Raw genomic sequence first — 12,627 nt, 5'->3', positions numbered from 1 at the left:
CCCAGGCCGGTCCCCTCAGCCTCGACAACCTCTTGTCCCTCGGCTTCCTCGCTCCGACGCTCCGGGACGCGAAGCGCCAGGTATCCGGGCTCACATCCGGACTCTCACCGGCCCCGGCCAATGCCGTCGGCCTGGGCCGCCTCCTCAAGTAGAGAAGCGGGAGACCGGTGGCGGTCCCGCCGGGATCGCCACCGGTGGCGACGCTCACCTCGCCGCACACTCCTGAGCCGCGTGCCCGGGTTCAGGGCGCGTTCAGGCCGAAGTGCTGTGTGGCGGTGTTGCTGGCGCCGGGGCTCTTGATGTTGTTGTTGACGTTGATGTTGTTGAACATCGGGAGAACGCCGCTGAGGTCGATCGGCAGGATCGACCCGGTGCCTCCCCCGGTGTCTGCGCCGGCCTGGTCGTAGGTGATGGTCACCGTGGCCGGGCCACCGCCGAGTCCGGAGGTACCGCCCACCGGGACGCGGCTGGACCCGCCACCGCCGCCACCGGGCCCATACGCCCCACTCTCGATGCTGTTGCAGCCGCCGCCTCCGAACCAGCCGGCTCCGCCGCCTCCGCCGCTGTAACCACCTCCGCCGTTGCCGCCGGTACCACTGCCGCCGGGGGTGCCCGGTGTGGCGGGGAGAGCGGGGCATGACGCTCCACCCGCGCCGGGGGTCGTCTGAGTTCCTCCGCCTCCTCCGCCGCCTCCGCCGCCCACCCCTCCCCTGAGCCCGTTCTGCCCTGCGGCACCGGTGGCGGTGATGGTCAGCTGGGTGACGCCGGACGGGACGGTGAAGGGCTGGTTGGCGCCGGAGGGGAAGGTGACGGTCACGGGCGCCGCCTCGGCGGGGGTGGCCAGAGGCACCACCAACGCCGCCGGCAGCGCCGCCGTGGCGAGCACGAGGGCGCTGCGCCGGACCGGATGCCGCACCCGTTCGGCACCCGACCGGGGGTCCGGGGCTCGCCCCGGGAACGGTGAAAGGGCGGGGCGGGGAGACGGCCCCGCGCAGCGGCACCCCACCCCCACCCCGGAGGGCCCCGGCATGGTGCCCTACCAGCCGGTAAGGCACCATGGGCCGCCCAGCCCACCGCAACACGCCCCACCCCCTCGGAGGAACACATGGCCACCCCCAAGCCGGAGACCCTCGCCGCCTTCGAGGCCGCCAAGGGGTTCATGCCCGTGGGCGAGGGCCTGGCCCTGTACGAGGCCGCCACCGCGGCAGCCGCACTGGGGCTGCCCCTCCTGGAGGTCGGCACGTACTGCGGCCGCTCCACCATCCTGCTGGCCGACGCCGCCCGCGAGGCCGGCGTGGCCGCCATGACGGTCGACCACCACCGCGGCAGCGAGGAGCAGCAGCCCGGCTGGGAGTACCACGACCCGACCGTGGTGGACCCGGAGGTCGGACTGATGGACACCCTCCCGACCTTCCGCCGCACCCTCCACCGGGCGGGCCTCGAGGACCACGTCATCGCGATCGTGGGCCGCTCCCCGCAGGTCGCCGCGGCCTGGGGCGGCAAGCTCGGCCTGGTCTTCATCGACGGCGGCCACACCGACGAGCACGCCACGGGCGACTACGAGGGCTGGGCCCCGCACGTCGCCGAGGGCGGCACGCTCGTCATCCACGACGTGTTCCCGGATCCGGCCGACGGCGGCCAGGCCCCGTACCGGATCTACCGGCGCGCCCTCGCCTCCGGCGCCTTCGAGGAGATCTCGGTCACCGACTCCCTCCGCGTCCTGCGCCGCACCGCCCCGGGTATCTGAGGCCGCCGCGGCCCGGCCCGGCCGGCGCTCCGGGCCGGTGGTACGGACCCGGGGGCGGGCAGGCCGGCGGCGCGCCAGGGTCAGGACATCCGGACACATAACCGGATAACCCCACCACGCCCCCGGATGGCCCACGGTCCGCGCCGGCGGCCGGTGGCCGGATTAGCATCGCGACGTGCCCTACGACGACAGTCCCCCATCCCCCGAGTCCGCCTCCTCGGTCAGCCCGGAGCGGCGGTGGTTCGCACGCCGCTCCGGCCTCGCCGTCGCAGCCGCCGTGCTCGCCCCGACCGCCCTGGCGGGGTGGGTCCTCGTACAGGTGACGACCGGGGCGGGGGCGGACGACGCCCGCCCGCCGCGGATCGTGATGCCGGCCGCCTCCCCCACGGACGCCGCGGCGGCGACCCCGAGCTCCGCCCCTGCCGAGGACCCCGCCAAGGACCCCGCCAAGAGCCCTGCCAAGGGCCCGCTCGCCGGCAAGACCGTGGTCATCGACCCCGGCCACAACACCGGCAACTTCAAGCACACCTCCGAGATCGACAAGAAGGTCGACATCGGAACCAACCGCAAGGAGTGCGACACCACCGGCACCACCACCAACTCCGGCTACATGGAAGCCGAGTTCACCCTCGACGTGTCCCGCCGGCTGCGGACCGTCCTGGAGGCCAAGGGCCTGAAGGTGGCCCTCACCCACGAGGCCGACCGCCCCTTCGGCCCCTGCATCGACGAGCGCGCCCGCATCGGCAACGAGGCCACCGCCGCCGCCGTGGTCTCGGTCCACGCGGACGGCGTCTCCGAGGGCAACCGCGGCTACCACATCATCCTCCCGGCCAAGGTCAAGGGCGGCGCAGCGGACACCGCCAAGATCGTCGGCCCCTCACGGGACCTCGGCGAGCGGATCGCCTCGAACTTCGCCCGCACCACCGGCTCCGCCCCCGCCAACTACCTCGGCAGCGGTACCGGATTGGTCGTCCGCGACGATCTCGGCGGACTCAATCTCTCGACACAGCCCAAGGTGTTCATCGAATGCGGCAACATGCGTGACGCCAAGGACGCGGCGCTGCTGACGAGTCCGGAGTGGCGGCAGAAGGCGGCCCAGGGCATCGCGGACGGCATCGTCGGCTTCTTGGGCGGGTAGTCCCACCGGGACAGCCTGCCGCCCCGATCCTCTCGGCCGCGGGGAACCTCCGTACCATGGTCCCGCCCGCCCCGCTCCTGCGCGTGCGACCGCGGCACCACGAGACGACCGAGACCGAGAAGGACACCTAAGACGTGAACATCCGCTCCCTCACTCGAGGCGACGGCGTGGTGATCGGAGCAGCGGCGCTGCTGTTCATCGCCTCGTTCCTCGATTTCTACTCCGCGACCGGCCTCGACCTGCCGAGCGTGTGGGACACCGACGTCTACCGTCTGGCGCTTCCCACCATCTTCCTGCTCGGCTTCATCGCGGCCGGCCTGATCATCGCGGCCCGCTTCCAGCCGGAGACCCGAAAGCTCGCGGGCCTGCCCCTGGCCGCGTGGGGGACGGTTCTCGCGGTCGCGGCCGCCTGGTCCTCCCTGTGGTCCCTGATCACCAGCCCGCGCGGCGCCGACCTCGGCGCGGGCTGCATCATCGCCTTCCTGGCCACCCTCGCGCTGGCCGGTGTGGCCGTCGCGGGCAGCAAGATCCCGGCGCTCGCCGGCGCGCTGGTGCCGGAGGCCAAGCCCGTCGCCCCCGCGCCGTACGGGGCCCAGCCCCAGCCCGGCACCGGGTACGGCTACCCGGGCGCCCAGCAGGCCCAGCCGTACGGGGCCACCCCGCAGCCGGCCCCGCCGTACGGCGGCACCCCGACCCCGGCTCCGGCCCCGGCGCCGGCGCCGCAGGACCAGGCGCCCGCCCCGGCGGGGGACTTCACCCCGTTCTGGTTCGCGGTGCCGGTGGCCCGCCCCCTCTTCCCCGAGGACGGCTCCCCCACCCCGATCGCCGAACTCGCTCCGGGCACCTGGTACCTGGCGGTGGACCAGCGCGGCCCCGCCACGCTGATCGCCCAGACCCAGGACGGCCGCCGCGGCGTCCTGAACGACACCTCGGGCATCCAGCGCGGCTGACCCCGCGCCCGACGGCCGGTGCAGCGCCCCGACGGCCCCCCGCCCTTCCGGGCGGGGGGCCGTTGCCCTACAGTCACCTGACGCATCGTCAGATACGGCTGTGGCGCGGCACGCACGGCGCCACCACGGCATCGCGGAGGGGACGTACATGCGCCTCGGACTCGCACTCGGCTACTGGGGCCGCGGCCCCGACCCGGCCCACCTCGACCTCGCCACCGAGGCCGAGAGCCTCGGCTACGACTCGGTGTGGACCGCCGAGGCCTGGGGTTCGGACGCCTTCACCCCGCTCACCTGGATCGCCGCGCACACCTCGCGGATCCGCCTCGGGACCGCCATCGCCCAGATGGCCGCCCGCTCCCCCACCGCCACCGCCATGCACGCCCTGACCCTGGACCACCTCTCCGGCGGCCGGATGATGCTGGGCCTGGGTCTCTCCGGCCCCCAGGTGGTCGAGGGCTGGTACGGGCGCCCCTTCCCCTCGAGCCCGCTCACCGCGACCCGCGAGTACGTCGACGTCGTCCGCCAGGTGCTGCGCCGCGAGGCCCCCGTCACGCTCGACGGCCGCTTCCACCAGCACCCGTACCGCGGGGAGGACGGCACCGGCATCGGCAAACCGCTGAGGCCCATCACCCACCCGCTGCGCGCGGACCTGCCGCTCCTGCTGGGCGCGGAGGGCCCGAAGAACATCGCCCAGACGACCCGGATCGCGGACGGCTGGCTTCCCCTGTACTGGTCGCCGACCCGCACGGACGTCTACCGGGCCTCGCTCACCGACCTGCCCGAAGGGTTCATGATCGCCCCGATGGCCCGGGCCAAGGTCTGCGACGACGTGGCCGAGGGGCTGCTGCCCGTCAAGGCGATGCTCGGCTTCTACATCGGCGGGATGGGCCACGCGGCCCGCAACTTCCACGCCGATCTGATGGCGCGGATGGGCTACGAGAAGGAGGCCCACCGCATCCAGGAGCTGTTCCTCGCCGGGCGCCGGGAGGAGGCGGTGCTCGCCGTGCCGGACGCGTTCGCGGACGAGATCTCCCTGATCGGGCCGCGCGAGCGGATCGCCGAACGCCTCGAGCTGTGGCGGGGGGGCCCGGTCACCGACCTGCTCCTGACGGCCCCGGACCCGCACACCCTGCGCGTCCTGGCGGAGCTCAACGCCTAAGGCGCGTCCGTCTCCGCCTGCGGGACGGCCTCCAGCAGCTCCTGCAGGTCCAGTGGCATGACGGCGATCTCGATGCTGCCGCCGCCCTCGCCGGTCCCGCCGTCCCCGCCGGTCCCGTACGTGCAGGCCACGATCCGCGATCCGGGATTGATGGACATGCCCTCCTTCACGGACGGCGCCCGCACCCCGGTGGCCCGGCCGCCGGGCAGCGGTACGGGCTCACCGCGCCGGGGCACCCAGCGGGCCCCGCCGGGGCCGGGGAACACCCGGCCCATCCGCCAGCGGCCCGCGCCGGCCGGGTGCCGGGCCATGCACGGGATCCCGTCCGGGCTCCCGGCGGCGACCCGTTGCCGGTGTCTGCGCCGGACGAGCCATCCGACGCCGACGGCGGCGGCCGCGAGGGCCAGGAACTCGATCATCCGCCCATTGAAACAGGCGGGCAGACCGGCAGGCCGGACGGGCGGCGCTGCCCGGCCGGCCTGCGGCGTGAGAAGGGCCTATCCGCCGTTCAGCTGGGAGAGGCTCGGGACCTTGTCGGTCACCGTGGCGCCCGCACCCTGGCCCGCGTCCTTGACGCCGTTGATGACGCCCTCGAACGAGCTGATGTCGGCATCGCCCGCATCGCCCTTGCGCAGCTTGGAGCCCAGGCCCTTGAGGGACGCGATGCCCGCCGTCAGCGGGGCCACCGCCTTCGACAGCAGCGGGTCGCCCTTGGCGTTGTCCGCCGCCGCCTTCAGCCGGTTGTACGCGAAGGCGCCTGCGAGGCCCGCCTTGATGAGCGCGAACGTACGGCCCTTGGCGCCCTTCTTGAACTTGCCCGCGCGGTACGGCTTGATGATCCACTGGTACGTGGCCCCGGCCGCGAGCCCCGCGTTGGCGACGAAGCGCGCCTTGGAGAACTTCTGCTTTTCCGCGGAGGTGCTGGGCGTGGGCTCGGCGGCGGGCACCTCGTCGGTGACCTCCCGCGCGGCCACCGCCTCTGCGGCGAACACCTGCGCGGCGAGCGCCTCGTCGACAACCGCCTGCTGCGCGGCCACGGATACGGGGACCGCCTCGCGCTGGCCCCTGCTGCCGGCGGCGCTGCTGCTGCTGCACGCGGTGCCTCCTGCAACCAGCGCGGTGGACACGAGCAGCGCCGTGAGGGCGCGGCGGAGCCGGGAAGTTCCGGGTATGGACACGCTGGGTATGGACTCGCTGGGTTTGGACACGTTGACCTCCGGGGAGTGAGGTGTCTCCCGCAGAGTCACCCGGGCCCCGGCGATCCGCCACTTGGGGGACCCGTTCGGGTTTGCTTCGCCCAGTCGGGGCAAGACGCGCAGCATGCGCACACACACCCGAGTACACGCCCGCGGAGGCGTTCAGGCCGGCCGGGTCGTCGCTGCGGTGGCGGACGTGCTGGCCTTCGTGATCGCCTTGTGGATCCTGCTGTATTTCCTCGACGCCAACCGGGGCAACGGCCTCGTGGAGTTCGTCCACGACGCCGCCACCTGGCTGGCCGGCTGGTCCTACGACCTGTTCACCTTCGACCGGGAGTGGGTCCAGGTGGTGGTGGGCTACGGCGTGGCGGCCGTGGCGTACCTCGTCATCGGCCACCTCGTCGCGGGCCGGCTCTACCGCCAGTGACCGCGAGTTCCCATACGGGCAGGCCTCCGTCCGCGGCGGCCTGCCCCCTTCTTGCCCGCAGCGCGCAGCGCGCGGCCCGGCCTACCGGCAGCAGTCCGGCTCGAGTCCGGACGGCAGCTCCAGCCCCCCGAACACCGTCCCGGTGGCCTCGTCGCCGCCCAGCGCGGCCACGGCGAGCAGCAGCGACCCGGCCGTCCAGGTCGTCTGCTCGACCGGCCACACCGCCTTGTCCTCGAAGACGTAGCCCGTCCAGTACATGCCGTTGTCGGCGCGCAGGTGCGTGATGGAGCGCAGGATGTCCAGCGCCCGGTCCGACTCGCCCGTCGCCCACAGGGCCAGGGCGAGCTCGCAGGACTCCCCGCCCGTCACCCACGGGTTCGGCAGGACGCAGCGCACTCCGAGGTCCGGGACGACGAACTCGTCCCAGCGCTCGTCGATCCGCGCCCTGGCGTCCGCGCCGGTGAGCGCGCCGCCCAGCACCGGGTAGTACCAGTCCATCGAGTACCGGGACTTGTCCAGGAACCGCTCCGGGTGCCGCCGGATCGCGTGCCCGAGGGCACCCGCCGCCAGCTCCCAGTCCGGCTGGGACTCCTCGCGGTGCTCGGCGATCGCCAGCGCGCACCGCAGCGCCTGGTGGATCGAGGAGGAGCCGGTGAGCAGCGCGTCCGTGACGGGGCTGCCGTCGGCCTCCCGCTTCCAGCCGATCTCGCCGCCCGGCTGCTGGAGCCCGAGCACGAACTCGGTCGCCGCGTAGACGACGGGCCACATGCGGTCCAGGAACGGGTCGTCGCCGGTGGCCAGGTAGTGGTGCCAGACGCCGACGGCTATGTACGCGACGAAGTTGCTCTCCCGGCTCGCGTCCTGCGGCTCGGCGGTGTCCACCCCGTCCGGCCGGTCGGCGTACGCCGCGTACCAGGAGCCGTCGGCGTTCTGGTGGCGGGCCAGCCAGTCGTAGGCCCGCTCCGCCGCCTCGTGCTCGCCGGCCGCGTCCAGGGCCATCGCGGCCTCGGTGTGGTCCCACGGGTCGAGGTGGTGCCCGCGGAACCACGGGATGGCCCCGTCGGAGCGCTGCGCGGCGAGGATGCCGGCCACCGTCCCGGCGGCCTCCTCGGCGGTCAGCACCCCGTCCAGGACCAGGCGTTCGGTGCGCCCGGGCGAGCTCACTTCGCTGCGCCGACGGGAAGGTGCGGCTTCGTCGCGTACGCCACGAAGCTCTTGCCGATGAGCGGGTTGAGCGCCTGCTCCGCGAGCCGTGTGGCCAGCGGCTTCTTCATGATGTCCCAGACCAGCAGCTTGTGGTACGCCTTCACCGGCAGCACCTGGTCGTTGTCCACGCCGAAGGCGCACTTGAGCCACCAGTACGGGGAGTGCAGCCCGTGGGCGTGGTGCGTGCCGTACGGCTTGAGGCCCGCGGCCTTCATCTTGCCGAGCAGCTCGTCGGCCTTGTAGATGCGGATGTGGCCGCCCTCGACCTCGTGGTACGCGTCGGAGAGCGCCCAGCAGATCTTCTCCGGGCCGTAGCGCGGCACGGTGATGGCGATGCGGCCGCCGGGCTTGAGGACGCGGACCATCTCGGCGAGCACGCCCTTGTCGTCGGGGATGTGCTCCATCACCTCGGAGATGATGACGACGTCGAAGGAGTCGTCGGGGAAGGGCAGGGCCAGCGCGTCGCCCTCCATGGCCGTGGCGGTGGCGCCGGCCGGGGCCTCACCGGCCTCCTTCATGGCGGCGAACCACTTGGCGACCTCGCGGATCTCCTCGCCGTTGCGGTCGACTGCGACCACCTGGGCGCCGCGCCGGTAGCACTCGAAGGCGTGCCGGCCGGCGCCGCAGCCCAGATCGAGCACACGGTCGCCTGCGGCGAGCGGGAACCGGGAGAAATCGACGGTCAGCACGGGGTCCTGCCTTCGCGGTCGCGGGGGTGTTCGGGGGTGGTGTGGAAAAGGCGGAAGGTCACCGCGCGCGGCGGGCGCGGCCGGCTGCCTGCTCGATGGCGGCGCGGTAGTGCGCGGCGGTGCCCTCGGCGGCTCTGGCCCAGGTGAACCGGGCCAGCACCCGCTCGCGTCCGGCGGCGCCCAGGCGGGCCCGCAGCTGCGCGTCGCCCAGCAGCCGGCCCAGTGCGGCGGCCAGCGCACCCGCGTCGCCGGGCGGCACCGCGAGGCAGGTCTCGCCGTCGGGGCCCGCGACCTCGGGGATCGCGCCGCCGGTGGTGGCGACCAGCGGGGTGCCGGTGGCCATGGCCTCGGCGGCGGGCAGCGAAAAGCCCTCGTACAGCGAGGGCACGCAGGCGATCTGCGCGCTGCGCACCAGGTCGACGAGCTCGGCGTCGGTGATGCCCTTGACGAAGCGGACGGCGTCCTGGAGCCCGTACGTCTCGATCGCGCGGGCGACCGGCCCCCGCTCGGCACGCTTGCCGACGACGACGAGGTGCGCGTCGGGCTGCTCGGTGCGCAGCTTCGCGAGCGCCTCGACGAGGTGCACGAGGCCCTTGAGCGGGACGTCGGCGCTGGAGGTGGTGACGATCCGCCCCGGCACCTCGGCGACGGACGCGTCGGGCGACCACAGGTCGGTGTCGGCGCCGATGTGGACGACGTGGATGCGCTCGTCCCGCACGCCCAGGTGCTCGGCGATCTCCTGCCGGGAGGAGCCGGAGACGGTCAGCACGGAGGGCAGCCGGCGGGCGACCCGTCCCTGCATCCGCGTGAAGGCGTACCAGCGCCGGACGGAGAGCCGCTTCTTGCGGTCCTTGGCGGCTTCGAGGTCGAGCTTGCGGTCCACGGTGATGGGGTGGTGGATGGTGGTGACCAGCGGCGCGCCGAGGTCGGCCAGCAGGCCGTAGCCGAGCGTCTGGTTGTCGTGGATGACGTCGAACTCGCCCGCGCGGGCGGCGAGGTGGCGCCGGGCCCGCAGCGAGAAGGTCAGCGGCTCGGGGAAGCCGCCGGTCCACATGGTGGCGACCTCGAGCGCGTCGATCCAGTCCCGGTACTCGTCGCGCTTCGGCGTGCGGAACGGGTCGGGCTGCCGGTACAGGTCGAGGCTCGGCAGTTCGGTGAGCGTGGCGCCGGTGTCGAGGACCGGATACGGCTGCGCGCCGATGACCTCGACGGAGTGCCCCAGCCTCACGAGCTCCCGCGAGAGGTGCCGGACGTAGACGCCCTGGCCGCCGCAGAACGGGTTCCCCTTATAGGTGAGGAGTGCGATGCGCAACGGGCGGTCGCCGTCGGTGGCGGAACCCGCGAAAGGGCTCGCCACCATGGCCTCAGCGGTCACTCTCGGCCCCCTTCTCCCTGCACTTTCGCCGGAGCGTAACCGCTCGCATAATGTAGAACAAGTTTCAGACTTGATCCGTCGAAGACCATTGAATCTACCGGCCGGAAACCACACCGTAAGAGGCGGAGCAGGTGATTCACGCCACGGCTCCGGCGCCTGACATGCTGGCTGTCGATCACCGGCCGATCGCCTGCCGATCACGATGTGAACAGCCCGGAAATCAGCACCGCAACGACACGGAACGCCATGGAACGGGACAGATGACAGCGGATGCGAAAGCCCTCGCCACGACGGCGTCCCCTCCCCTGACGGAGCGCCAGGAGGCGCGCCGCCGCCGGATCCTGCACGCCAGCGCCCAGCTGGCCAGCCGGGGCGGTTTCGACGCCGTCCAGATGCGGGAGGTCGCGGAGGCGGCCGGGGTCGCGCTGGGCACCCTGTACCGGTACTTCCCGTCCAAGGTGCACCTGCTCGTCGCGACGATGCAGGACCAGCTCCAGCACATGCACACGACGCTCCGCAAGCGGCCCCCGGCGGGCGAGGACCCGGCCGCGCGGGTCGCGGAGACGCTGATGCGGGCCTTCCGCGCGCTGCAGCGGGAGCCGCAGCTCGCCGATGCGATGGTCCGCGCCCTGACGTTCGCGGACCGGAGCGTGAGCCCCGAGGTGGACACGGTGTCCCGGCTGACCACGGCGATCATCCTGGACGCGATGGGCCTGGACGCCCCGCCGACGGCGGAGCAGCTCTCCGCGGTCCGGGTGATCGAGCACACCTGGCACTCGGCACTGATCACCTGGCTCTCGGGCCGCGCCTCGATCGCCCAGGTCAAGATCGACATCGAGACGGTCTGCCGCCTGATCGACATGACGGCGCCGCCGGCTGCCGGCGGGGCCGGCGGGGCTGCCGGGACCGCGCGAAAGGCCTGATCCCGCCGTACGCGCGCAGCGGCCCGGCGGCGGCAGGTGTCCGCCGCCGGGCCGGGCCGCCGCCCGGCGCTTGTGCGGTCATTCCTCCGGGGGGAACACGGCCTCGCCGGTGGCCGCCAGGGTGATCATGATGGCCTCCACCGGGCAGCCTTCCGCCGCCGTCAGGACCGGCTCGTTCGCGTCCGTCTCCGGATCCCGCGGATGCGACTGGCGCGCGGAGTCCAGGACGAAGCCGTCCGGCGCGTGGTTCACGCACATCCCCGAGCCGATGCAGACCCCCCGGTCCACCTCGACCTGCCAGCGGTCACCCATCAGGCACCCGCCGCGTAGCCCGCCGGCAGGTGGATCATCTTGTGCTCCAGGTACTCGCTCAGCCCCTCGGGCCCGAACTCCCGCCCCACGCCGCTGTTCTTGTAGCCGCCGAACGGCCCCAGCATGTCCAGGCTGAAGGTGTTCACGTTGAACGTGCCCGTCCGCACCTGCCGCGCGAAGTCGATGCCGTGCTCGACGTCCCCCGTCCAGACGCTGCCGCTCAGTCCGAACTCCGAGTCGTTGGCGACCCGCACCGCCTCCGCCTCGTCCCCGTACGGGATCAGGCAGACGACCGGTCCGAAGATCTCCTCGCGGGCGATCCGCATCGAGTTGTCCACGTCCCCGAACAGCGTCGGCTCCACGTACCAGCCCCGCTCCAGCCCGGCCGGGCGGCCGCCGCCCGCCAGGACCTTCGCGCCCTCCTCCTGGCCGATCCGGATGTAGTCCAGCGACCGCTGCTGCTGCCGCCTGGCCACCAGCGGCCCGAGCTGCGTCGCCGGGTCCAGCGGGTCGCCGACCACCAGCGCGCCGGCCGCGGCCGCGAGCGCCTCGGCGACCTCCTCGTACCGGCTGCGCGGCGCGAGGACCCGGGTCTGGGCCACGCAGGCCTGCCCGTTGTTCATCCAGGCCGCCGGGACGATGCCGGCGATGGTGGACTCGAGGTCGGCGTCCGGCAGGATCACGGCGGCGGACTTGCCGCCGAGTTCGAGCGTGACCCGGGTCAGGTTGCGGGCGGCGACCTCCATCACGCGCCGGCCGGCCGCGACCGAGCCGGTGAACGCCACCTTGTCGACGCCGGGGTGGCCGACCAGGTACTCGCTGACCTCCCGGTCGGCGGGCAGGATCGACAGCACGCCCTCCGGCAGCCCGGCCTCCCGCGCGATGTCGGCGAGGATGTACGAGTCCAGCGGCGACTCGGGGGACGGCTTGAGGATCACCGTCGACCCGGTCAGCAGCGCCGGAGCGAGCTTGGCGGCGGCCACGAACTGCGGCACGTTCCACGGTATGACGGCCGCGACCACGCCCACCGGCTCCCTGCGCACCAGGATCGGCCCGAGCACCCCCTGGCGGTGCTCCTCGTACGGGTAGGCGCGCGCGACCTGGATCGCGGCGTCGTAGACCATCATCGGGCCGAGCGCCTGCGCGAGGACGCTCCAGGAGTACGGGGACCCGTTCTGGGAGCTGATCGACCGGGCGATCTCCTCGTGCCGGACGGCGATCGCGTCCTTGATCCGGGTGACGACGGCGATCCGCTCGTCCAGGGACATCCGGGGCCAGGGGCCCTCGTCGAAGGCCCGGCGGGCGACGGCGACGGCGCGGTCCACGTCCGCGCGGGAGGCGTGCGGGACGCTGCCGATGACCTGCTCGGTGTGGGGGGAGACGATCTCGATCGTGTCGGTGCCCAGCGGATCCGTCCACTCCCCGCCGATGAACAGGTGTCCGTGTTCCACGAGCTCGGTCATGGCTGCTGCCTCCTGCGGCTTGGCGTTCCCGAACTGATACCA

14 protein-coding genes are annotated in these 12,627 nt (G+C 73.2%); 6 read left to right on the top strand and 8 right to left on the bottom strand.

Features of this window, described 5'->3' with window-relative positions; all coding sequences use genetic code 11:
• Positions 1–241 precede the first annotated feature (241 nt).
• Positions 242–916 carry a hypothetical protein gene (locus tag OG299_RS26995; protein ID WP_266629669.1) on the bottom strand — a complete coding sequence of 225 codons (675 nt, stop codon included), beginning with the start codon at positions 914–916 and terminating at the stop codon, positions 242–244.
• 189 nt (positions 917–1,105) lie between these two features.
• Between OG299_RS26995 and OG299_RS26990 the strand changes: the two genes are divergently transcribed.
• The 4 genes from OG299_RS26990 to OG299_RS26975 all read left to right on the top strand — a co-directional run bounded on the left by OG299_RS26990 (position 1,106) and on the right by OG299_RS26975 (position 4,994).
• A complete protein-coding gene (locus OG299_RS26990; protein ID WP_266629667.1) occupies positions 1,106–1,747 on the top strand; it encodes a class I SAM-dependent methyltransferase in 642 nt (213 codons plus the stop codon).
• 175 nt (positions 1,748–1,922) lie between these two features.
• Positions 1,923–2,885 (top strand): N-acetylmuramoyl-L-alanine amidase, encoded by a 963-nt coding sequence (locus OG299_RS26985; RefSeq protein WP_266629665.1) that lies wholly within the window; start codon positions 1,923–1,925, stop codon positions 2,883–2,885.
• Positions 2,886–3,019: 134 nt separating this feature from the next.
• Positions 3,020–3,835: a DUF5336 domain-containing protein gene (locus OG299_RS26980; protein ID WP_266629664.1), complete on the top strand. Its 816-nt coding sequence runs from the start codon at positions 3,020–3,022 to the stop codon at positions 3,833–3,835.
• A gap of 148 nt (positions 3,836–3,983) precedes the next feature.
• Positions 3,984–4,994: an LLM class F420-dependent oxidoreductase gene (locus tag OG299_RS26975; RefSeq protein ID WP_266633583.1), complete on the top strand. Its 1,011-nt coding sequence runs from the start codon at positions 3,984–3,986 to the stop codon at positions 4,992–4,994.
• On the opposite strand, the gene OG299_RS26970 is transcribed toward OG299_RS26975, so the two are convergent.
• A complete protein-coding gene (locus OG299_RS26970) occupies positions 4,991–5,413 on the bottom strand; it encodes a hypothetical protein (protein ID WP_266629663.1) in 423 nt (140 codons plus the stop codon). The two genes, OG299_RS26975 and OG299_RS26970, sit on opposite strands and share 4 nt — an antisense overlap.
• Positions 5,414–5,491: 78 nt before the next feature.
• Positions 5,492–5,986 carry a hypothetical protein gene (locus tag OG299_RS26965; protein WP_442817598.1) on the bottom strand — a complete coding sequence of 165 codons (495 nt, stop codon included), beginning with the start codon at positions 5,984–5,986 and terminating at the stop codon, positions 5,492–5,494.
• 328 nt (positions 5,987–6,314) lie between these two features.
• On the opposite strand from OG299_RS26965, the gene OG299_RS26960 reads away from it, so the two are divergent.
• The gene (locus OG299_RS26960) at positions 6,315–6,617 is read left to right on the top strand and encodes a hypothetical protein (protein ID WP_266629662.1); all 303 of its coding nucleotides are present in this window, start codon (positions 6,315–6,317) and stop codon (positions 6,615–6,617) included.
• Positions 6,618–6,698: 81 nt separating this feature from the next.
• On the opposite strand, the gene OG299_RS26955 is transcribed toward OG299_RS26960, so the two are convergent.
• Genes OG299_RS26955 through OG299_RS26945 form a run of 3 tightly spaced genes read right to left on the bottom strand, consistent with a single transcriptional unit; the run spans position 6,699 to position 9,887 of the window.
• On the bottom strand, positions 6,699–7,781 hold the full coding sequence (locus OG299_RS26955) for a prenyltransferase/squalene oxidase repeat-containing protein (RefSeq protein ID WP_266629660.1): 1,083 nt from the start codon (positions 7,779–7,781) through the stop codon (positions 6,699–6,701).
• Positions 7,778–8,512: a class I SAM-dependent methyltransferase gene (locus OG299_RS26950; protein ID WP_327362872.1), complete on the bottom strand. Its 735-nt coding sequence runs from the start codon at positions 8,510–8,512 to the stop codon at positions 7,778–7,780. The genes OG299_RS26955 and OG299_RS26950 overlap by 4 nt, the downstream gene beginning before the upstream one ends.
• 58 nt (positions 8,513–8,570) lie before the next feature.
• Entirely contained in the window at positions 8,571–9,887 is a 1,317-nt protein-coding gene (locus tag OG299_RS26945) for a glycosyltransferase family 4 protein (protein ID WP_266629656.1), read from the bottom strand.
• Positions 9,888–10,147: 260 nt separating this feature from the next.
• On the opposite strand from OG299_RS26945, the gene OG299_RS26940 reads away from it, so the two are divergent.
• The gene (locus tag OG299_RS26940) at positions 10,148–10,810 is read left to right on the top strand and encodes a TetR family transcriptional regulator (protein WP_266629654.1); all 663 of its coding nucleotides are present in this window, start codon (positions 10,148–10,150) and stop codon (positions 10,808–10,810) included.
• Between the two features lie 78 nt (positions 10,811–10,888).
• On the opposite strand, the gene OG299_RS26935 is transcribed toward OG299_RS26940, so the two are convergent.
• Complete coding sequence (locus OG299_RS26935) at positions 10,889–11,122, bottom strand: ferredoxin (RefSeq protein ID WP_266629652.1); 234 nt, start codon at positions 11,120–11,122, stop codon at positions 10,889–10,891.
• Positions 11,122–12,585: an aldehyde dehydrogenase gene (locus OG299_RS26930; protein WP_266629650.1), complete on the bottom strand. Its 1,464-nt coding sequence runs from the start codon at positions 12,583–12,585 to the stop codon at positions 11,122–11,124. Before OG299_RS26930 ends, OG299_RS26935 begins: the two co-directional genes overlap by 1 nt.
• Between the last annotated feature and the right edge of the window lie 42 nt (positions 12,586–12,627).

Source organism: Streptomyces sp. NBC_01296, assembly GCF_035984415.1.
Taxonomy (GTDB): domain Bacteria; phylum Actinomycetota; class Actinomycetes; order Streptomycetales; family Streptomycetaceae; genus Streptomyces.
Note: the sequence above shows the minus strand (reverse complement) of the source record. Positions and strands in the feature narration are given on the sequence as shown.